Below are 22993 nucleotides of genomic sequence, written 5' to 3' on the forward strand. Positions count from 1 at the left end.
TAAGTCCCCTTATTTTCAATCAATGTCCCCTTCAAGTCCCCCTTTTGTTGGGTGTTATTTAAAAAAAGAGAAGGGAACCTTCTCTTTAATTTTCCTTTTTTACTGTTTTTTTCGACGATACTTAGCTATGTTGTTTCTTACACTTGCGCCTGTATTTTGACCGATTTGATAGGTTCGTTTAACTGTTTTTACTGATTGACTGTTCTGCACATTATCAGAAATAATGCTTCCAACATGACGAGTTTCTCGGTCAGTTCCTTTTTCTTGTAGTGGTGTTTCCTTATTAGGTTCTGCTTGCATTTCAGATGAAACCGAAGGAAAATTTAATTGGGAAAAGGAAGGTGATGATGGACTGGGACTGTCATAGTCACTTAATATTTTCTCGTTTTTTTGTACATCGCCATTGTTCATTTGGTTTGGCGATCCAGACGAAATGGAGTGGGGCCTGTTTACAGCTGCATTCCGTTTTCCATTACTGGAGACACCTTTCAAAGCCATTTGATCATGCAACCCTATTACTTTTCCTGTTTGCCCTTCTTCTTGTTGCTGTTGTTGTGCCATTTCTTGTTCAATTGAGGAAGTAACTCCTAGCATTTCAGTTTCAATTTCGCTGGAACCTTCCGAACCATTTAGACTTTGTTTTTCTTGATTTTGATCTTGAGCCTTTAAATCTGCAGAATGTCCACTTTCAGAACGATTCGAAGTCTGTTCTGTGGATTGGTCCCGTCCTTTTGCTCTTAGGCCTTGTGCCATTCCTGCAACTCCTGCAATACCACTTACACCCTTCAATGCAGCCGATTTACCTTCACTTGATAATCCTTTCAGGGTATTTGCAGTACCCTTTGTTGCACCGGTTACACCTTTTGCAAGAGCATAACCACCAGCTACGGCTCCCCAGCTAGATTTCAGTCCTGCATCAATACCAAATAACCGTTCAACGATATTGGGACCATCAATTACAGCAAGAGAGAAAGCAAATAAAGCAATTAAATAGGCGACACCATCCAATTTATCGGTAATAAACTCTGTCCCAATTAGATAGATTTTCATTGATAGGAAAACCATAATTGTCACTAGAAAAATATTTAGGATACTTTGAAGGATTTGCTTTGTCTTTTGCCCAGAATGAATATCAGCAGGGGCTATAATGATTGCTAAGACATAGTTGAAAGTTAATTCAAAGAACAGTTTTGCTAGTTTTATAGCGATTGTCAGCATTGTAAAAGCCGTTATACCTAAAGTGATTGCAATTGTCCAAAAGTTCCAGTCCCAACGGTAATATTTTTCTTTAAAGGCAGTGAAGAAACCATTATCTAATTTAACTTTCTTGGCATTACCAAGATCGTCATACTCCAAACGGTGAGAGTAAACCTCACGCCCTGTATCAGTCATTTTTTCTCCTGCAAGTTCAAAATCTTTATCAATAGATTGTGTGATATTAATTTTTAAAATTCGATTTTTTGCAATTCGGTTTGGATGCTTAAGTTCAGTTGTATTCCAACCCGTTACGTCAAATTGAGCAAGGTCAGTCATATTGTCTTTAATAACTTTTTGACTAATTGAACCTTCTTCAACAACATCAAGAGCATCAATAGCTTTATCTGTGAATTGATTTGCCTTTTCCATACCTTCTTGTATCAAAGCGAAAAAAAACATTATCATAAACACATTCACTATAATGGCTTCACGATCCAACTTTTTTTGAAAAATGAGCTGATATCCTGTGTAGAGAAGCGAAAACCCCATCAATATCACAGAAAGGGGAACAAGAAATTCTACAAAATTTGTAATTTCAACACTGTCGTAAAACATTTTTAATCCCAGGATTGAATCCGTTATGTTTGATAGGGAATCAACAAGCCATGCAAGCCCCTTAATAATGACCCATCCTATCCAACGAAGCATATAACTGATTGGATTGGTTACTTCGAGAAAATCAGAGAATTTTTCAAGTATCCTTGTTACTTCTTCATCCATGCAATCTCCCCCTAGTTAACCTATTTTAAATATTCCTGCTGCACACTTTGAACAAATGTTGCTACTTCAAAATGAATATCATCTTCTGAGAGATCGATAAAATCTAGTTTCTTTTTTACTTCACCATCTTGATAAAAAGCAAATGTTAACGAATTTTGTTTTAATCCAAGTTTTGAAGTATCTTCTTTAGCCTGATAAATATATAAATCAATGTTTTTGGCTTTAGCTACACGTTCAATTTCCTTAATTTTAAAATCTTCTTCTTCTTTTCTACTCTCAAATTGTGACCTTACATATAAAAAGCCTGTTTCAAACTTCTCAGCTTCCTCTAGACTCAATTCAGTTGTTTTACCATTTCCTTTTACACCGTCACTCCCACAAGCTGAAATATTCAATACAAGGAATAAAACAAGACACCCATTAAGAATCTTTTGAAAGTTCATTTATAAAATCTCCTCTCAATTTTTATAATAATATTGCACCTTTCACAGTTTTGCAGGGAGATTCAAATTTATAAACATAGAAAATCATATCTTCTGTTCCTTCTAAAATGAAAGCCTCAGTTAAAATGCCATCTTTTTCTTCAAACTCATTTATGTGTTTCTTTAATAATTCATCTTGCATTTGATTTAAGGATTTTTTCATTTTCATGATAATCTCTCCTTCCGGTATAATATATAATTAGGTTTATTTAAAAAATATGCTCTCTTTTGTAATAGGGGGGAGGCCAATTCTACATATTTAATTGAAATGCTCACCTATTTGCTCACCTGACATTGAAATAACATGACATTAAGTGAAGTTATTTTAGGTGGCATTGACCAAAAACGTTGATATTATTACCTTGTTACTTCCTATTAAACAATTAATTGAATGGGCGGCATGATGTAATCATCGCTTAAACCCCTTAATATAGGGGTTTAACGAGGATTCAGAATGAATGCTCACCTGACATGTGAATATCAATTTTAAAGAAAAAGGCCTCTCACAGTTTACTGTGGGAGGCCTTTTCTTCGATTTTGAAAGGGAAACTTCATACATCCAATTTCAACGAAAGACATACATATAGTTCCGGGCGATGGGGGGGAACAACAACTACTAGAGTCTTTTCAAGTATATGGAACTGGTGAAAGTTGGATTAAAAATGTTTTAACTTAGTGAAGTATCATCCAAAGGCGGTTTTCCCTTTTTTCGATGGATGTTTGATTTGTAGATTGATAAAAGAATGTTAACGCTTACATTTCTGCGGATTGAAGTTGCAAAAAGATGTCCAACAAGAGGATATGACACCTTTGAATTAGGGGAATTATATAAAGTGGATGTATCAAATTATACAAAAGTGAATTATTCTAGGTTGTTGGAAGATATAGAACTGGGATACATTAAAAGGTACATTTCTGAAACTAGCAAAGAATTGTGAAATCCAAAACTTAGAGGCTTTTTTAATTACATTATATTAGTCATCTCTTTAAGCATATAACCCTTGGTGCAGAATCTAAGGGCTTGAAGGAATACTATTTTACTGTAGAGGATGTCGTGACAAAGTAAGAGAATTATTGAAGTTCCTCACTATGAAAACTTATAACTTTGTTAGTGCAGAGAAACATTGAGAAAGAAACTTTCTCAAAAAATAAAAGGTGTATCCTCAGAGGAGTTGGAACAAATTGTTCATTACGCTCTGAAATATCACGCTAAAGTCCAACATCATCATCGTAAAGGTGATGATCACGAGTATACTAGTCGTGATAATAAGCACATGTACTATAAGGTTCTTGCTGACACTAATTTATAAGTGGTGACAAAACTGACTATCGCTTTGAGGTAGTCAGTTTTTAATTAAATTACAGAGGAGTTTCCAGAGAACCCTGATTTAGACTTAGGGAAATAAGGTACCAATTGGTGGCACGGAACTAGGTGGTAAATCTTGAGGATAAGGCTGGCCAGTTTTTTTAAAGGCACGGGACCGGGAGCCAGGCCCAACCAGATGTAACACCCACAATGGATAAGGATAGATAGAGGCTATGCAAGAGAAGGAAGGTAAGCGAATAGATGATCTAATCCTAGATGGAAACAGAAGAAAGGAAAAGGAAATCTTATCGGTATCCCTTACAACTTCTGGATAGGCTATACTTATCTAGACAGAAAATTCAAGGTCAGGTAGACTACAGATACAACTAGTTATAGAAAAGAGGTCCGATATGCGACGTGATATACAACTGAATGAACGAGCTTTCTCTTCCAAGGAAGTGGCAGAAGAAGTGGGGATTGCAACTCCCACTGTTCGAAAGTATGGTCAAATCTTAGAGCGGAATGGATATGAGTTTTTGAAAGATGGAGATCGACGTATCTTTGTTCAATCTGACATCGTAGCGCTTATAGCGCTACGCGATACGGACAAGCCCCTAGACGATACAGCTAAAGACCTTGTATCTCAACAAAAAGAAAGATTAGAAGAATCCAATGAAACACAGATAGCGATACCCGATACATATGAAAATTTACCCCACGACCCCAATCAATTAAACGAGGCCCTAATATTTTTAGTCAATGAACTCGCAGCCACACGTGAAATGAACGTCCAACTGACAAACGATATGTCAGAGCTTAAAACAAAGGTTTCCCGGCTCCAGCAGGATCATCATGTAATAAGTTCTAGTATTGGAAATTCAGCGCAAAGAACTAATGCTAAAATTGAACAATTAACTGAACAACAAAATACCCATTACGAAACATTGCTGGAACAAGAAAAACAAAAAAGTGAACTCTTACAAAAAGAAATACAAAATATGCGGGACGAACAGAAAAAAGAATGGAATTCACAAAATGAATTTAATAAACGTTTAGAAGTGACTATACAAAAACGTTCCGAAAAATGGCGGGGGCTTTTCTCCATATTCAAAAAATAAGGTGACTGTTTTTTTGCCTAGCTGTGTATTGTAGAAAGTCTTTTTTAAATAAATAATGAGGGATTAAAGCTGAGATGCGAATCCACAAAACTTATAAAAAATCATAGTGCCATATATGATTCGCGTAGCTAAAGCACAGAATTAAGAAAGAATATTTCAAATTAACAGGATTTGGTACCTGCTATGTAAGAGCTCGGCGATACCGATGTATCGGACGTTCTACCAAAGGCAAACGAAGGCTCAATTGAAATTCATTGGAGATTTGTTTAAGCGATATGCATCTAAAACAAGAGTCATCCTTACTAGAGTTGCTCCAGACAGGGGTGTATCGCTGGGCGATATAACTTGCAAATAAATTCGAAACCTTTAGGTTTAATAGAAAAGCGGCGTTCGATATGCAAACAGGATATACATCCGAATGAACGAGTATTCTTTTCTAAGGAAGTGGGGATGCAACACCCACTGTTCAAAAGTATGGTCAAAACTTAGAACGAAACGCATATGAGTTTTTAAGATGGCGGTAGTCTCTCTTTATTCAATCCGACATCGAATCGCACATAGCGTTACGCGATACGGACAAGTTCCTAGAGGATACAGCTAAAGACCGTGTGTATCTCCAAAAAGATAGATTAGATGAATCTAATAAAACAGAGATAGCGATACCCGATATATATGACAATTTAACCCATGATTTCAAGCAAATAAAAGAGATTTTAATTGTTTTAACCAATGAACTCCAGCTACGCTTGAAATGAACGTCCACAGACAAAGGATATTCTCAGCTTAAAACAACGGTTTCGAAGCTCCAGCAAGATCCATGTCCCTAATAGTGTTCCTCAAGAAAGGGGCTTATCGGTTCTTTTGTGTGTTGTGTATCGCTGGGCGATATAACAGAAAAAAATCCACAGAATCTTTATCTTTAATGGAAATGGAGGTCCGATATGCGACAAGATATACTCCGAATGAATGAGCATCCTCTTCCAAGGAAGTGGCAAAGAAGTGGAGATGCAAAATCAATGTTCGAAAGTAAGTTTAATACTTAGAGCGAAATGGATAATTATTGTTAAAATATGGAAATAAACTCCCCTTCGTTCAATCCGATATCGAAACGCTTAAAGCGTTACGCGATACGGACAACCCCCTAAACGATAAAGCAAGAGACACTTATATCAAGAAAAAGAAAGATTAGATGGAACCAATGAAACAGAGATAGCGATACCCAATACATATGAGAATTTTTTTAACCCATGTTCTCATTCAATTAATAGAGAGCTTGATTTTTTAACCAATGAACTCGCAGCTACACGTGAAATGAACATCTCACTGACAAACGATATGTCACAGCTTAAAACTGAACAACAAAAAACCCATTACGAAACCTTACTTCAATAAGAAAAAGGTTTCATTACTTTTCAGTCTCTTTTATGATATTGGGGTGTTAATAACTTTTTAAATCTAAGGCAATCTAATCAAAAGTGTAAATTCTTTTGTTCCAACTATTCAGAATCACTATTTTCAAATTTCAACAATTTCCCGAGAAATATCTACAAATTCTGAGTAGATATCGACAAAGTTAGAAGCTTCTAAAAGATGTAGTAAAACATAAGAAAGTAAAATGACGAAATGCCAGGCAAACTTATTGGGTGAAATTGATATTCTATGCAGTAATTATTACAGGATTTTCAGATAAAGTTGCAAAAGAGAGCTTCTTTATCGAGCATAACGAAGAGTTTAATATTAATGAAGTTAATACATTGGTGAAAATCATGACCAAATGAGCTGTTACTTTATTAAAATTGCGGGATAATGGCTGTGAAAATGGAAAAAAATGTTTTTTTAAACTAATGGCTTGTTTAAAAAAGAGCCATCAATATCCTTTTCATCTATGAATTCAATCTCTCTTTGGACAGACTTCACGCCTTGTTTTTGTCATTTTCAGCCCAAACAGATCATCCCCACTCCATGGATGAGCTGTTGGGCTGTTCGAAATGTTTTTAATCCTAGCATAGAACGGACTCTCTTATCCAACTCAGGAACAATATTGATGGACGTAACGCAAAATGGTTGTTTGGGCTATGGGTAAGCCTCGTTCAATTTTTACACCAGAACCCATTTTTTTGTAATTTTCATAATTACGGTGAATTGCGTATAATGGGATAATGGAAGAGGATACATACATTTAAATAATACGAAATGAAAGAATGGTTATCATTCTATTCTATAAGCAAATAATCTATTAAAGGTGAAATGATTATGATAGCTAGTTTTTTGAAGTCTTGGACAATATGGATGAAAATTGGAGTAATGTTATTTGGAGTATTCTTATTATCGTGGCTGGGTCCTGACGAAATTGGCCTTACTGATTTGCTTATTTCATTAAGAGAAGATGAAGAAACAGGAAATAAGTTAATGCTTGCCGTTTTTTTGTTAGTGTCTTTAAATACAGTTTTAGCTTTGTTTCATTATATTGGTGCACTGCTGTTGGGAGACGAAATCGGTGATCGTTTAAACCGTCCATGGTTAAAGATCATCATTCCTCTTATTGTGATTCCTCTCGACTATATCGTGATAAATGCTTATTATTCTTTAACATACTCTTTTAGCGCATATGCGCTGTTATTGTTGTTAGCAATCTTATTATTGCAAGCCTTTGAAAAGGATAGGCTAAAGCCAATTATTAAAACGATCATTTGTTCTCAATTAATCTTCGGGATTGAATGGCTGAATGAGATTCCTTCTTTATCCCAATATGGATTTGGCCAAGGGTCGCTTTCAAAGGAAATAAAAGATATAGCAGTACAAATTGGATTTGAGCAATCTTTAACATTGTACAGTTTAACTTTGTGTTTAATTTTTGTTATTAATGCGGTTATTTTAGCTGTGTATTTTTCATTAGCTGAACAAAAGTGGAGGATAAAACAAGAGCTTCATTATGCGCAATTAGAAGCAATGCAGTCTAGATCAGGACGGGAAGCACTATATCTGGTCCACGATTTAAAGACACCTCTTACAGCAATTGAAGGGCTTAATTCTTTAATTAGTTTGAAAGTGGACGATTCTAAAATTAAAGAATATTGTCAAAAGATTTCATCATCGATTCATTCCGTCAGCGACATGATTTCCGAGATTTTATATGATGATAAAAAACATTGGTGCCGTATAAAAGATTTAGTTGAATACGTGAAAGCAAGCAGACTGAGCGGGACAAACCTTAATTTGAAAGTAGACTTTGTAACAGATCCTGAAATTAAAATTTTAATTAATAAAATCCGAATGACAAGGGCATTAGTGAATTTAATTGACAATGCTTACGATGCAGTGAATGGAATGGAAGATGGCAAGATTTTGCTTAAGATAAAAACCTATGAAAATGAACTTTGGCTGGGCGTATCAGATAATGGGAAAGGGATTGCACCTAAAGAGCAGGAGAAAATATGGAAAGCTGGGTTTAGTACAAAATCGCATCCAGGGATGGGGTTAGCTTTCGTACGACAAGTTGCTAAAGGACATGGTGCATCATTGGAAATTGACAGCAAGCTTGGACACGGGACAATAATTTGGATAAAACTAGCTGAGAGGAGTGTGTCAAGATGAACATTTTAGTCATTGATGATGACGCATCAATTCAATATATGCTAAGTGAAATTTGTGAATTTGCCGGCTGGAATGTAGATACGGCTAACAACGGAAAAGAAGGATTAATTGTGTTTGCAGAAAAAGGAGCGGATGTTGTTTTAGTTGATTATCATATGCCGGAAATGGACGGAATAAAAACAGTGGTTGGGCTTCGTAACCTTAATGCTGATGTTCCGATTCTTGTATTAACCGTCGATGAACGACAGGAAATTGCTGATCGCTTTCTTGAAGCAGGCGCAACAGATTTTGCATTAAAGCCTGTAAAAGCGCCTGATCTGATTTCAAGAATTCAACTGCATGCACGCCTTGCAAAATTAACTCAATCAGTTACGCAGCAAAAACCCAGTGAAGAAAATGATGTATTTGTAACAAAGGGAATCAGTAAAAGAACACTTTGTCACGTTAGTGATTTTTTACATTCTAATCGTGAACCTTTTTCTGTTGATACAATTTCTAAAGAAGTTGGTTTGGCTTATCCGACCGTCTATCGCTATATTATGCATTTACTTGATGAAGGAAAAGTGGAAATTATTGTGAGTTATCAAAAAATAGGAAGACCGAAAAATTTATATCAATGGATTGTTGACTAAGAAACTGCCTTAATACAAGGCAGTTTTTTATTATGATGGGGGTCTCCGTTGCTGCACAGACCGCTAATCCAGCAAGACTTTTTTTCTTTTTTTTCTGTATTTTTATATTTTCTGATAATATAAAATTATTTTACAACACTAAAGATTCTTTGAAATTTAAATGCTTTCATTGAATAAAATGAATGAATTTATTAGTTAATGCTCATTTAGATTTTGCTATCTGATTCTTTTTGTAACAGAGTCAAGATTAAAAAATGTAAACGCTTACCAAGGGTGGGTTGGATGGCATGCGTGGCCATCATCGTATTAGGGGTAGGTGGAACGAATCAATAATTTGTCTATTAAAATAAAAACCATGCAATTATTTTGTGAATGTAACGATTGGTGGTTAACCATATTTAGGGGGACTTTATTATGCAAGCAATATTAAAAAATGATGTTCAGCAGCCAAACCAGCCAAACCAGTCCAGGAAAAAGCATCCTCCAGGACTGTATATGCTGTTCGCTACTGAGGCATGGGAGCGCTTCAGCTATTACGGAATGAGAGCAATTCTTGTTCTTTACTTAACAGCAACTGTTGTAAACGGCGGGCTTGGAGTCGACAAAACTACGGCTATGGGCATATACGGATTCTTTACTGGTGCCGTTTATATTACGCCGATGATTGGCGGATACTTAACTGACCGTTTCATAGGCAGAAGATTGGCGATCACGATTGGCGGTATTTTAATGGCGTTTGGTAACTTTTCGCTATTCGCAAGTCAGAGTTTGACAGCCCTTTACATTGGTCTTGGTTTATTGATTATCGGTAATGGTTTCTTCAAGCCAAACATCTCGACAATTGTTGGTGATCTTTATGAAGACAACGATCCGCGTCGTGATGGAGCTTTCACCATCTTCTATATGGGTATTAACGTTGGGGCTTTCTTCGCACCATTAGTAGTTGGGCTTATGAGCTATAAATATGGGTTCTTGACAGCAGCAATTGGCATGATTGTAGGGCAGTTAGTTTTCAACTTATTAGGCAATCGCTATTTAGGTGATATCGGTAAAGAACCTACTGGCAAACCGGAAGTTACAGCTGGTCAAAAATCAGCTGCACCGTTAACGAAAAGAGAACAAAAACGTACAGCGGCAATCGTTATTTTGGCAGTCTTCGTTATTGCATTCTGGGCCGCTTTCGAGCAGGCAGGAAGTTCATTGACATTGTATGCTAATGACCAAATTGATCGGAATGTATTCGGTTTTGAGGTTCCAACTGCCTGGTTCCAATCATTGAACCCATTATTCATCGTGATTTTAGCGCCAATTATGTCTGCTTTATGGTACAAGCTTGGCAGCTCAAAACGCGGTGACTTAAAAACTCCAACGAAGATGGCTCTTGGTTTAGTCACTGTTGGTTTAGGTTTCTTAGTACTGCTTCCTGCTGTTATGTATACAGGAAACGATACAGCGCTGAAAGTAAACATCCTGTTCATGATTGTAACGTATTTCCTTCATACATTAGCCGAATTAATGATTTCACCAGTTGGTTTATCAATGGTAAGTAAAATTGCTCCAATCAAGCTTGCCTCTCTTCTAATGGGAGTATGGCTGGCAAGTTCCGCGGTAGCTAATATGGTAGCAGGCCAATTAGCTGCATATACGCAGTCTTTAGGTTACCTGGAAATCTTCAGTGTAATTGGTTTTGTAACAATTGGATTAGGTATTGTTTTATTGCTTCTTTCGAAGCCAGTAGCAAAGCTGATGAAATAATGAGAAAAGGAGCTGACCCAAAAGGCATATAATGTGCCATTTGGGTCGAGCTTTTTTTAGTGTAAAAAAATAATAGAATCGGTCCAAACTGGTGTAAGAGGAGTCTCCACGACCCAAACCAGAAAGGAACGATTCTCTTATGAAACATAATCATCTTTCTTTTACAGAGAATACCCATGGATAACCGGTTTCGGTGCAGGAAATCCATCCAACTTGCTCGTAAATTATTTATAAATACTAATGCTTCTGAAGGATGAAAATCAATTATAATTAACTGAAAATTCTTAATTAACACAAAAAAGAGTGTATAATATTATAAAACAGTTATCTGAAATTGTGGGTTACTATTTCTTAAAAAGGAGGCGATACTCTTAATTTTTAGAAAGGAAATATTAGTAGGGTGCAGAAAATTAGTTTAGAAAGGAATTAAAGTAGCTACAGTAGCCGCTGGGAATACGGGTTAGATAGTGCGTTTCCACAAGTCGTCAATCAATGGTATTTGTTCTGCCCATTAGCCAGTCATCTTGTGTTGTATTCAATTAAACTATGTATTAATTAATATATACAAAAAATCACTATATATACTTGGAGGTTTTAGGATGAAAAAGAAAAATGCATTTTCCGGCCTGGTGGCTGTGAGTTTACTAACAGTAATTCCGTGGAGTTCTGGACATGCTGAGAAACCTCAATGGACAAATGTGAATACATATGAGGAACAGGACGGAAGCAAGTTTAATAGCGAAAACTATGACTTTGTGAAATTCTCACAAATTGGTTCCAAATTAAAAGAGATTGAAAAAATTTCAAACCGTGTGAAAGTTGAAGTCCGTGGAACATCAGCTGATGGAAACCCACTCTACGTTGTCACGATTGCTGACCCAACAACGCAAGGGAAGTTCGGAAAAGTGAAGGCACTTAGAAAGCAAATGTTTAAGAATCCAGGCAAAGCTCAAGAATGGGTTGCCAATAATCCTGACTTTAAAGTTCCAATCATGATTAACGGTTCTATTCATGGGACTGAATTTGTCGGAAGCGATGCAATCCTTCAATTAATTGAACGTTTTGCTACCCAAAATGATGCAACGACCAAAGGCGTTTTGGAGAATAATATTCTTATTTTCAATGTCGTACAAAACCCTGATGGACGTATTGATGCCACCCGCTTTAATGGTGAAGGAATTGACATAAATCGAGACTTTATCACCCAGTCGCAGCCAGAAACAAAAGAGATGGTTGAGCTCATTAAAGAATGGAATCCGATGGTGTTCCTTGATACACATGGTTATGTGAAGAATTATCAGCCAAATCTGCAGGGGTTAATTGAGCCTTGTACGCCACCTCATAATCCTAATTACGAGTATGACCTATACGAAAAATGGGCCTATAAACAGGCAGAAGCGATGGAAGCGGAAATCATGAAGGATCATGAAAACTATTCGGGATCCTTGTATCAAAACATGAAGGGTACCTATATTCCGCTGCGCGATGATTCCGCCGGCTGGGATGATTACCCACCAATTTTTACACCAATGTATGCGATGTACCATGGTGCTTATGGTCATACATTAGAAGCTCCAACAAATGATTGGGATGGCGTACGATGGATGTATAATTCGATTATGGGGGCACTGAAATTTGCAACAGCTAACAAGCAATCCATGATTACTGATCAAATTGAAATTTTTAAAAGAGGAATTAACTTTGACCATCCTTTTCATAAGGAAGAGTTATTTCCAAAAACCTACATACTTCCATTAGACCCTATGGATCCGACTGTTACGAATAAGGCAGTAAATCATTTGATCAATAATGATATTGAAGTTGTTCAAGCTGTGAATGCATTTGAAGCGGATGGAGTGTCATATCCAAAAGGAACTTATCTCGTTGAGATGGATCAGGCGAAAGCCGGATTAGCAAACACGATGCTCTGGGATGGGGAAGACATCACGAACGATACCCCTGCAATGTACGACATTTCCGCATGGAGTTTACCGGAGCTTTGGGGATTCGAGGCAGTAGCCATACAAAATCCTATTAAAGTCAATACAACGAAAGTAAACAGAATTACAGGTCAAGGAACGGTTTCAGGTAAAGGGCCGTTTATGATTCCGAACAGCTCTGTTCAATCGGTAAATTTAGTAAATGCATTGCTTAAGCAAGGAATACCTATAGTACGTGATGAACAAGGCAACTTCTTCGCAAAAGCAGTGGCTAATCAGGTATCAGCAGCGGTGAAAGAATCTGGGCTACAGGTTGGAACTGCTGAGGTACCAGCAGATGCTGTGGCTATTACGTCTTTAAAAGTGGCTATATTAAAGGATGGAGGTATGGGTAAACAGAAATCACACGCAGGAACAAAGCTCGCTTTGAAAAGACTAGGTTTTGATGTGACAGAAGTTACGCCAGTCGAAGTGTCTAAAAATACTCTTAAAGGTTTTGATATTTTTGTCTATAGTGGAACGGAAAGTCTCATTTCTACCAACCTATCTGAAGCCAATAAAGAATTTGGATTACAGACCGACGGGCAATTTAATGCGTTTAAAGACAATGTGACAAGCTTCTTAAATGAAGGAGGCAAATATATAGCTGTAGGTGCTGGTGCATCTAGAGCAACTAAAACACTTGGTCTTACAGACGACATCATTAATGTGGGAGGTTCCAACAGTAATGGTATTGTAAAAGTTGATTATGAGGGAACTGGTTTAACAGCAGGGTATGGAGAGGATGATATCGGCTTTGTCTATCGTCCAACATGGTTCACGGGTACGGATAATGATGAAGTCGTCGCGACCCTTGCAGATTCAGATAATTTCTTCGTAGCTGGTCACTGGAAAAATAACATAACCGCCAAGGGCCAAGCCGTAATTGTAAAAGAACAGAATAAAGATGTAACTCTTATTGGATTAGAAGCAGGTTTCCGCGACCACCCGGATTACTTGTTCCGTCTTCTATCAAATGCAATTTTCGAAAAATAGTAGAAATAGCCTCAGCCGGATTCAGCAATGAATCCGGCTGAGGGAGGCTGCTGAGGCAGCCTTTTTCTTGTGGAACTAACGCGACAGGTTAGTTCAAGAAGCATAGATTCTTCGGACTGTTCGGTAACTACTAACCATGAAAAATGAGAGAAAGCTCTAGAGATTTCTTCATTATTTTACAAGAAGTGAATTAGCAGACGGGATCATGGTACCAAGCACCGTACAGCCTACCCTGTATACTGATATAATAGGTTCTATTAAAAAAAGATCAACCGGTAATTTTTACAGGTTGATCTGATAATATGAAGTATTTATTAGCTTTGCCCTCGTTTTATTTATAAGCCAGCTTGTCAATCTAAGTGTTGAACTGCTTCATATGCTGTTTTCCACTGTAAACATTTCGTTGTCTATGATTCGCCCATTATTGACTTTATTGAAAAAATGTAAACGGATACATTTTTGGATTAAAATGTCAGGATGTAGCTATTTCATGGTCATCTTTTTCTATCACCAATTTAGCTTTTTCCATTGGTTCAATGATTGTAAAGAGGAGGATAAAGGTTCGTTAAAGAGCTGACTGATAAAAACATGAATACCATATTCCAATTAAATGAATCTAAGATCAAACCAACTACGAACGGAGCAAATGCACCGCCTAACGATCCTCCAGTATTAACAATTGAAGCGGCAAGGGGCAATTTTTCTTTGGATGTAATCCCCATAGGATATGCTAAAAACGCTGAATATCCCAAATTCAACAATATACCCGTAATAAGAAGAACGATACTTAAAAACATTGGGTCATTTGGGGCGTACAACAATGCATACATGCTGAAAATTGTCGATGCTGCAGTCACTATCATAAGAGGTTTTCGACGTTTGTTAAAGATGTTATCCGAAACCCAACCACCAATTAGATTACCTCATTTTCTTATACCGATGACATTTTCGACCATTCTTTTTGAGCAGATGAAAAAGGCGATGCAGAATTTTCAAAAGTTCTTCTGTGCCTACTGACATCGCTTGAAACAGTAACGGGAAGTAATCCTTAATCATATAAATCGCTTTGTATTCACTTAATTCCTTCTTTTTCTTTTTAAGAAGTAACTGTCGCATTTGAAACATTGTAGAAGAACAGAGGGGAATGCCGATAAGTTGGCCATATAAATGGCACTCAAGGCGTTCTTTTTTGATTGTTTTACATTCATCGATTTCAAAGAATGACTTCCATGTTTTAAATAAAATCTCAATCTGCCACCGCAGGGAATAGAGGGAATGGACATAATCAGTGGGGACTTTTTCTGGAGATGTGTTCGTAATATAGACGTTCATGCCCATCAATTGCTTACTTTTATCCTTCATGACATTGCCTTTCTTCTTTTCTCGTAGTGCTTGGTTTTTTAGGCGTGTTTGCGTTTGATCGTCGGTTAGCCGATGGATAATAACACGTGCTTGGAGCTTCTGATTTTGTCCAATGTATGCCTCGGGTATTTCCAGCGTTTCACTAGGGGTTAGACTAGACATCATTTGTGTCATATCATCCTGGATGTATTCCGTTTGTTGTTTTATAATGCCATTGTTGAAGAATTCTGGGTGGGGGTTCTTGATATAAATACGTGTGTTTAGCTTCAACCGAGAGATATAATAAGCCTCTTTAACATGAATGGCTTGTAAGTCTCCTAAATCAAAGTAACCAAGATCACATAAACATAAATCGCCTTTCTCAACAGTTCCAAGGCAGGTCGTACCGTATGTTTTATCATTGTTCTTTCCTGGTCCTGGCTGTACGTTTAAAAATTGGCCACTTAATAAATCGTATTCCAATTGGATTTTCACCCCTGCAGCATTACTACTTCCTCCAGAGCCTTGATAATTTGTGGCGAAGGAATCAGGTAGCTGAAATACAGTCGCATCTAAAATTCGAATACGTTCGAAAACAGAAATCGTGTCTGAAAAAAGTGATTGATTTAAACAGAGTTTTTGTTTTAGGAGTGAAGTAAAGACTTCTCGGAGGAATGCGACAGCTGCTGGATTAAAGCGTTGATTTAGCCCTTCTGGGTTTATTAGTACACCCGTCGAAGCCTCTAAACGGCTACATAATTGCGTAAGAGATGTACTAGCGACTTCTTGGCTGAGCCAAACGCAAAGGGCGATGAGTTCAGCTGCTTGATACTTACTAGATCGCTGTACAAAGCCCACCTGTTTGGCAGTTTCTTGTAGGACTATTGGGGATAAAAAACGTTGTAATTCTTGTGCAAAAAGTGTCATTTCACTGGAGATGATAGGGTTCAAAAAAAACACCATCCTTTCTCGTAAACTTCTTACGATAAGCATAGCGTTTTTCATTTTTAAAGGTATTGTTTAAACTTAGCTTGATGGGCATGTGGCAGGACCCCTAATTTCACTAATCAAGCCATTAAGAAAGTATGAGGATTATGTTTATAGAGCCTATACATATGAGAATTTATTCTTATATTAAAGTGCACTAAATTCATATAAATTACTTAAGTGTGTGGTCATCTTGTGGTCAGTGGTCAATTTGTTATCACCTAAAAAATGAAGTTTGAATAATCGGGGCAACTCATTAATACTTCCAAAGGTTGCCCCACAAAAATATCCTGTAACTTTACCACTCTTTTAACTTCCATAAGAATGTCTTAGTTGTTTTTTACGCATCCTTCTTTAAAGATTGTTTTTCATCGGCTCCCCAGCATTCTACATTCTTTAGACCAGGAATGTTAGAAACGTGAAAGACAGGGTTTCTGCCAGCTTTCTTCTGTTTCATGTAATCACCCAATGCGGCAAAAGCAATCTTGCCAAGTAACACAATCGCAATCAAGTTAATGATGGCCATAATGCCCATGAATACGTCGGCTAAGCTCCAAACGGTTGCAAGCTGGGCTAATGAGCCAAACATAACCATGCCAATTACTGCGATACGGTAAATAACTAACCATGTTTTATTTTTACTAATAAATTCAATGTTCGATTCACCATAGTAGTAGTTGCCGACAATAGAGCTGAACGCAAACAGCAAAATTATAATGGCGACAAAAATAGTGGCCCAGGATCCCATTTCAGAACTTAGCGCTGACTGTGTAAGGATGATACCGTCAGATTCGGATGATTTATAAACGCCTGACAATAAAATAATAAATGCTGTACAGCTGCAAATCACAAGTGTATCGACGAACACGCCAAGTGCCTGGATAAGCCCTTGCTTAACAGGGTGGCTTACATCTGCAGTTGCTGCAGCGTTTGGCGCACTACCCATACCAGCTTCGTTAGAGAAAAGACCTCGTTTTATCCCATACATCATTGCGGCTCCAAGTCCTCCGCCGACAGCTTCATTTAAACCAAACGCATTGCTGAAAATAAGTGAGAACACGGTAGGAAGTTCCCCGAAATTTTTTGCAACGATATAGATTGCAATAAGGATGTACATACCAGCCATAGGTGGGACCACCCATTCGGCAAATTTCGCAATTCGTTTAATACCGCCAAAGATAATAACCGCAGTTACAGCAGTAATGATAAGGCCTGTCCATACCGGATCGAATCCAAATGCATTGTTAAAAGCGCTCGTTATCGTATTCGCTTGTACAGAGTTAAACGCAAGACCGAATGTTATGGTGATGATAATTGCAAAGAGAACACCCATCCAGCGGGCTTTCAATGCTTTTTACATATAATAAGCCGGTCCGCCCCGGAATATATTTGTATCTTTATCCCTAACTTTATAAATTTGCGCCAGTGTCGCTTCTACGAAAGCGGATGCAGAACCGATAAGGGCAATTAACCACATCCAGAAAACAGAGCCCGGCCCACCGACTGTAATCGCCAGAGCTACACCTGCCAGGTTGCCCGTACCTACACGGGAAGCTGTGCTTATACAGAATGCCTGAAATGATGAGACACCTTTCTTTTCAGAAGAAGATGCTGCTCCCTCCCCTAACAGGCGGAACATTTCACCGATCATGCGGAATTGGACAAACTTTGTCCTGAATGTGAAGTAAAGACCGATACCAATAAGCATAATAATGAGTACATAACTCCAAAGAAAATTACTAAAGTCTATTGTAAGCCAGTTGATAACTTCCTTCATTTTAAAATCCTCCTATACATCAATAAATGTATCAATCTATTTCAAATGCCAAAAATGAGGCAAAAGATCCTTGAAGTGTTTGCCATAATTCTTTTAGAAATACTTAAATCCCATTTTTCCGCAATGTGCCTTAGTAACATTACACCTGCATGGCTATTTCCATATTCATCAATAGCCGGTCCATAAATACCGATACCACATCCATTTGGAAAAGGTCCTTCTTGCCGGCTCCTTGGGGGTACGAGCGCCATAATACCTCCAGATACACCACTCTTTGCTGGTATTCCGACAAAAGCGGCAAATTTGCCAGAAGCATTATACATTCCACACGTGAGCATTAAACTTTTCGTTAATCTAGCTACTTCTTTCGGAATAATTTGTTCATTGCGGAGAGGATGGTATCCATCATGAGCAAGAATTAACCCAATCATCGCGATGTCTTCTGCATTTACCTCGATCGCACATTGCTTCAGATAAATCTCTAAGGCATCCTCAACCTCTACTTCTACTTCTAAAAAGCCCGTCTCTTTTAGATAGTAGGCTAACGCTCTATTTCGATGAGCCGTTTGCCACTCAGATGGGAAAACGGCTTCATTAATCGTTGGCCGTTTTCCCACAATGCTTTCTATTATTGTGCATAGAGATTCTACTTTATTTTGTGGTGACTCCCCAGGAAGAAGGGAAGCTACCGTAATCGCTCCAGCGTTGATCATCGGGTTAAATGGCTTCCCTGGTTTATGCATTTCTAAACGAATAATCGAGTTAAAGGGGTCTCCTGTCGGTTCAACATCTACTCGTTCTAATACATAAGAAATACCACGGCCTAGACAGGAAGCGATAAAGCTGATCACTTTTGAGATACTTTGCAAAGTAAAAGAGACGTGCCAATCGCCAGATTTTATTACCGTTCCACCAGGACCTATGATGCAAATGCCTAAGTCCAAAGGGATTTGCTTTTTCCAGTGCAGGAATATAGGCTGCACATTGTCCTTCACCGCTAAAGGAACGGTAATACGTGACCCATTCATCCCAGGCAATCCATCTGCAGGTCGCGTAATTGACGTTTTTCTTCTTGTATCATCCTTTGAACCATCAAGGTTTAACCTCGCTTTCTATAGTTTTATTTCGGTGGAAGGATCGCAAAAGAGATATCCGGACATACTCCAGAAAACTTTTCGTGTCGCTGCATACTGACTATGGATTTCTATGTTTTCAACAATTTGAAAGCGCTTCCATACCTGTTATTGATAATGATATAATTCGAACTACAGAATCAGACGAAAAACTACAAAAAATACGGGCACTTTTTTTACAGTGTTTTTTTAAAAAGAACCGATTCCTCATATAAATTGTAAATGAGCATTAATATATGTTCATTCTGTTTTCTAATTTGTCGTTCCCTCGACTGTGCTTCATAGAGTTTTATCATATTGAAAAAGCTGAGAACAATAAAGCTGTGAGAAATCGCGATAATGATCATTCCGTTTAGTGCCGCTAACGTAATTGTTGTTCCCAATACAATATATTGCGCGATTAACTCCACCAAGTTCGGACAAAATTTCAATGGTAATGCCAATCAATCCGATAATCAAAGGCCGGTTGTAAAAACGGTTGACTTTTGCCACATAAAAAATACAAGAAAACGTAAAATAAAAGAAAAAACTAGACAAATGGGCTTGAAAAGAAGGTGTCCACTCAAAATTATTCTGTGCAATCACGTCTATTAGAATACGAAATCCGACAACAGATATATTAAATTTATCCATTAAACACCAAATTTCAGTAAAGAAGAGAAATCAAGTGGTTTTATTTATTGGGGATTTTATATTCAAAAATAAAGGAATATAAATTAACTTCAGATTGCTACCATCAAGGCCTTGAACTAATGATAAAAGAGAATTTTAAATACCATAACAATTTTAAACAAGCCATTGAAGCATTTATAATAAATGAGGACATCTAAAGGGCAAAATTTTGGTTAACTAATCTTATTCAACGTCAAAGTTATGATAAAAAATTTAAGAAACTTGCTGTATTAGAAAAGAAAGTACAGTAATCCTTATTCAGCTAACGGGTGCGATTATGTAGTAATGAAAAAAGCACAATTGGGAGAAATCATAAATAGAACTATACCTTTGAGGCACAATAAATTGAAAAGAATAAAAAGGATACAAAGCGAGGAGTTTTATGAAAAAGGTTACTATGTTTTTCCTATGTCTTCTTATCTTAATACTTCCATCACAAGTTTTTGCTCAACGAAAAGTACCTATTTTAATTTATCATTCGATTGACGAGTTTACTGGGCAGGGTTCTAAGGAGCTATATGTAACCCCGAAGAATTTCGAGAAACAAATGATTTATTTAAAAGACCATGGCTACACATTATTAACTTTTGATCGGTGGCATGACATTTATAAAGAAAATAAACCCATTTTCATTACCTTTGATGACGGATACAAAAACAATCTGAATGCATTTGCTATCTTTCAAAAACTTAAAAACGAACGTTTTAAACCAAGTGGCACCATTTTTGTTATTTCTGACTTTATCGGTCGCTCAAACAGATTATCGAAATCGGATTTAAAAATGATGGCTGATTCGGGTATAATCTCAATCCAGTCTCATACTGCTACACATCCTGATTTGACGAAAATAGAAAATTATGAGTATGAACTGAAAGGGTCCAAAGATAACATTCAAAAAATAACAGGCAAACCAGTTAATGCTCTTGCGTATCCATACGGAATATTTAATGACAAAGTCGTAGCAGAAACGAAGAAATATTATTTGTTTGGACTTACGACAACTCCTGAACAATTTTCTGAGAAGGGCATAAAAGACGAACTTTATCTTTTACCAAGAATTTATATCAAGTATTCAACTACTCTTGATGACTTTGCAAAGATAGTTGAGAGAGAATGAAGGCGGTACCTATACCAGGTAATCGCTTTTTCTTTAGAACCGAGGGAAAAATACTTAATAGTGCTTATAGGGGTAGAGTCAGGGAAATGCGCATTTACAACGATAAGCATTATGGTATAAGTCTTATGAGACATTATAAAGCCTAATTTAGAGGTATTTTGAATGTTTCTCAAAAGGTTCTATCCTATTGAGATTGTGAAAGTTTCTACTTAAACTAAAGGGGCAGGTTAGTTAATTAAGAAACAACCTGGTCCGCATGTTACGAACTTGCCGTTGGTGAACAGTTATAGCTAACCTTGTAAATAAAAAGCCCCCTAAAACAGGAGGCTTTTTACCTTGAATTTCAAATTATCCTTTAATTAAAATTCGATTAAATACCTTTCCTATACCGTAAATAACTAACATTCCAATAGGCACTAAAAATGCTATTTCTAATAAAGAATAAACCAAGTACTTTGAACCTTTAAAAATAGAAAAATTGGTAGCCCCTAAAGCCAGAACGAAAGCAATAATAAAAGTAATGAAAACATTATAATTTTTCATTTTTTTTCAATCCTTTTTTTTTTAAATATAACCACGTGTTTTACAAAAGTCTGTGAAGAAATCATATTTACCTTTTAAACTCTTACAAGCCTTTGAAATACCATAAACGGTAACTTCATAGATGATTGCTGCACCTACTGCACCAATTAAATACTGAGCAATAGGAATCAAGATAACTGGAATAATACCCTGTTGACTATCTGACTCTAAATCAACACCTAATTCTTCTGAAAATTCTTTTCCATCTTTAAATTCAAAATAAGATTCAATGGCTTCAATTTCTTTTTTCTTTAAGCCAGCTTCCCTCATTTGGTCACTGTTCACTTCAAATGAATCATTTAAAGTATTATAATACACAGAGTTACTAATAATGTTACCTTTTTCTTCAGAAGTTAAACCAGTGGCAGCAGAAACCCCCGGTGCTAAAGAACTCAAAATCAAAGCGAAAACTAAACTAACAACGACACAAAATTTTAAAGAGTTGTTTTTCAAAGAAAATTCCATCTAACTACTACCACCTTCTATATTTTATGTTTAGGAGATAACCGGTATATCTCCCAAACAATACCAATTTTACAGGAAATACAAATAAAGGCAATAGTAAAATTCATTTATTTTATTATTTTTATATTTTATTTTTTAATAAACAGTAACCCTGTCGCTTTTTTATTTTGCCTTTCTTTCTCGAATCGAATGGCATTTTTACTCCACTACCTTTTTACCGATTCAATGAAAAACGCGGTAGAAAGCTAAATAGAGAGGAAATAGAACGAGTAAATCTTATAAAAAACCTGTAATTCTTCTATTTTCCAGAAGGCATTTGAATTATCTTGCAATATTTAACACAGAAGAGAACGCTCATTTAAAAGATTGGTTGAAAGAGTTTAATATAACACAAAAACCTTCTACCACTTACCCCATTGAATATCAGTATGCTCATAAAAAAGGAGTTTTTGTATGGCTTCTGGACGTGTTGAAATGATTAAAGCACTGAAATCAATTCTTATTCCATTATTAAGAGAGAAGGGATTTAAAGGTTCTTTTCCTCATTTTCGTAGGATTTTAGAAACCCGAATTGACCTTATTTCTTTCTTCTTTGACAAGTATGGTGGTGGGTTCATTGTTGAAATAGGTGCGTCACCAGCCAATGGTTTTACAATTAAGGGTGGACCTCATTTTCCTCCGAATAAGGTAAACACTACCCACCATGTTCCTATGACACGACTTGAACCAACGGAAGATCACGACTCTTTTAGATATGACGAAGAACCCGTTCCACCTGACATTTTTACAAAATTAGCCAGCGAGGTTGTTTCTCTTTTACCTAAAGCAGAGGAATGGTGGAACTCGGATAAAATAGCTCGTATTATTAAGAAAAAGACTAAACAACAAGGTGACATAAATTTTGATTGAACATATCCCTTGTTGTTGAACTAACGGGTGCGTTAGCTGAAGATTGGAGCTGTCTTTAAGGCAGTTTTTTCTTATGGAACTAAACCAGCTAATAGTTAGTCAACATTTTTCAATGAAAACTTAAAATATTTCATGCTATACTAAATTTGTGCATGCCAAATAACCTTCCAA

Annotated in this window: 14 protein-coding genes and 4 pseudogenes; 7 read left to right on the forward strand and 11 right to left on the reverse strand. The window is 36.8% G+C overall.

The window, feature by feature from the left end; all coding sequences use genetic code 11:
• Positions 1-99 precede the first annotated feature (99 nt).
• Genes ACIQZD_RS23365 through ACIQZD_RS23375 form a run of 3 tightly spaced genes read right to left on the reverse strand, consistent with a single transcriptional unit; the run spans position 100 to position 2628 of the window.
• On the reverse strand, positions 100-1977 hold the full coding sequence (locus ACIQZD_RS23365) for a pLS20_p028 family conjugation system transmembrane protein (RefSeq protein WP_402906841.1): 1878 nt from the start codon (positions 1975-1977) through the stop codon (positions 100-102).
• 20 nt (positions 1978-1997) lie between these two features.
• The gene (locus tag ACIQZD_RS23370) at positions 1998-2420 is read right to left on the reverse strand and encodes a hypothetical protein (RefSeq protein WP_402906843.1); all 423 of its coding nucleotides are present in this window, start codon (positions 2418-2420) and stop codon (positions 1998-2000) included.
• 22 nt (positions 2421-2442) lie between these two features.
• Positions 2443-2628, reverse strand: coding sequence for a hypothetical protein (locus ACIQZD_RS23375; protein WP_402906845.1), 186 nt, complete (start codon positions 2626-2628; stop codon positions 2443-2445).
• A 1547-nt stretch (positions 2629-4175) separates the two neighbouring features.
• Between ACIQZD_RS23375 and ACIQZD_RS23380 the strand changes: the two genes are divergently transcribed.
• On the forward strand, positions 4176-4883 hold the full coding sequence (locus ACIQZD_RS23380; protein WP_402906847.1) for an SH3 domain-containing protein: 708 nt from the start codon (positions 4176-4178) through the stop codon (positions 4881-4883).
• 2001 nt (positions 4884-6884) lie between these two features.
• On the opposite strand, the pseudogene ACIQZD_RS26240 reads toward ACIQZD_RS23380, so the two are convergent.
• Positions 6885-6975 (reverse strand): annotated as a pseudogene (locus ACIQZD_RS26240) (IS6 family transposase); the annotation flags it as partial.
• A gap of 161 nt (positions 6976-7136) precedes the next feature.
• Here ACIQZD_RS26240 and ACIQZD_RS23385 point away from each other — a divergent pair.
• The 4 genes from ACIQZD_RS23385 (at position 7137) to ACIQZD_RS23400 (ending at position 13839) form a co-directional block, all read left to right on the forward strand.
• Complete coding sequence (locus tag ACIQZD_RS23385) at positions 7137-8477, forward strand: sensor histidine kinase (protein ID WP_402906849.1); 1341 nt, start codon at positions 7137-7139, stop codon at positions 8475-8477.
• Positions 8474-9109: a response regulator gene (locus ACIQZD_RS23390; RefSeq protein WP_402906851.1), complete on the forward strand. Its 636-nt coding sequence runs from the start codon at positions 8474-8476 to the stop codon at positions 9107-9109. Before ACIQZD_RS23385 ends, ACIQZD_RS23390 begins: the two co-directional genes overlap by 4 nt.
• A gap of 414 nt (positions 9110-9523) precedes the next feature.
• Entirely contained in the window at positions 9524-10864 is a 1341-nt protein-coding gene (locus ACIQZD_RS23395; RefSeq protein ID WP_402906853.1) for a peptide MFS transporter, read from the forward strand.
• 599 nt (positions 10865-11463) lie between these two features.
• Entirely contained in the window at positions 11464-13839 is a 2376-nt protein-coding gene (locus ACIQZD_RS23400; RefSeq protein ID WP_402906855.1) for a M14 family zinc carboxypeptidase, read from the forward strand.
• 533 nt (positions 13840-14372) lie between these two features.
• Here the strand turns inward: ACIQZD_RS23400 and ACIQZD_RS23405 are convergent.
• The 5 genes and pseudogenes from ACIQZD_RS23405 to ACIQZD_RS23425 all read right to left on the reverse strand — a co-directional run.
• Positions 14373-14702: an MFS transporter gene (locus ACIQZD_RS23405; RefSeq protein WP_402906857.1), complete on the reverse strand. Its 330-nt coding sequence runs from the start codon at positions 14700-14702 to the stop codon at positions 14373-14375.
• Positions 14703-14757: 55 nt separating this feature from the next.
• On the reverse strand, positions 14758-16107 hold the full coding sequence (locus ACIQZD_RS23410) for an IS4 family transposase (RefSeq protein ID WP_483878410.1): 1350 nt from the start codon (positions 16105-16107) through the stop codon (positions 14758-14760).
• 400 nt (positions 16108-16507) lie between these two features.
• Positions 16508-17944 (reverse strand): annotated as a pseudogene (locus tag ACIQZD_RS23415) (alanine/glycine:cation symporter family protein).
• 41 nt (positions 17945-17985) lie between these two features.
• Positions 17986-18982: pseudogene (locus ACIQZD_RS23420) on the reverse strand (glutaminase).
• 274 nt (positions 18983-19256) lie between these two features.
• A pseudogene (locus ACIQZD_RS23425) lies at positions 19257-19722 on the reverse strand (ATP-binding protein); the annotation flags it as partial.
• Positions 19723-20131: 409 nt separating this feature from the next.
• On the opposite strand from ACIQZD_RS23425, the gene ACIQZD_RS23430 reads away from it, so the two are divergent.
• The gene (locus ACIQZD_RS23430) at positions 20132-20866 is read left to right on the forward strand and encodes a polysaccharide deacetylase family protein (RefSeq protein ID WP_402906859.1); all 735 of its coding nucleotides are present in this window, start codon (positions 20132-20134) and stop codon (positions 20864-20866) included.
• Positions 20867-21214: 348 nt separating this feature from the next.
• Here ACIQZD_RS23430 and ACIQZD_RS23435 read toward each other — a convergent pair whose 3' ends face one another.
• Together ACIQZD_RS23435 and ACIQZD_RS23440 are read right to left on the reverse strand one after the other, a co-directional pair.
• On the reverse strand, positions 21215-21409 hold the full coding sequence (locus ACIQZD_RS23435) for a hypothetical protein (protein ID WP_402906861.1): 195 nt from the start codon (positions 21407-21409) through the stop codon (positions 21215-21217).
• A 21-nt stretch (positions 21410-21430) separates the two neighbouring features.
• The gene (locus tag ACIQZD_RS23440; protein WP_402906863.1) at positions 21431-21913 is read right to left on the reverse strand and encodes a hypothetical protein; all 483 of its coding nucleotides are present in this window, start codon (positions 21911-21913) and stop codon (positions 21431-21433) included.
• Between the two features lie 453 nt (positions 21914-22366).
• Between ACIQZD_RS23440 and ACIQZD_RS23445 the strand changes: the two genes are divergently transcribed.
• Entirely contained in the window at positions 22367-22822 is a 456-nt protein-coding gene (locus tag ACIQZD_RS23445; RefSeq protein WP_402906865.1) for a DUF4304 domain-containing protein, read from the forward strand.
• Positions 22823-22993 lie beyond the last annotated feature (171 nt).

The organism is Peribacillus sp. NPDC096447 (assembly GCF_044762725.1).
In the GTDB taxonomy this organism is placed as follows: domain Bacteria; phylum Bacillota; class Bacilli; order Bacillales; family DSM-1321; genus Peribacillus.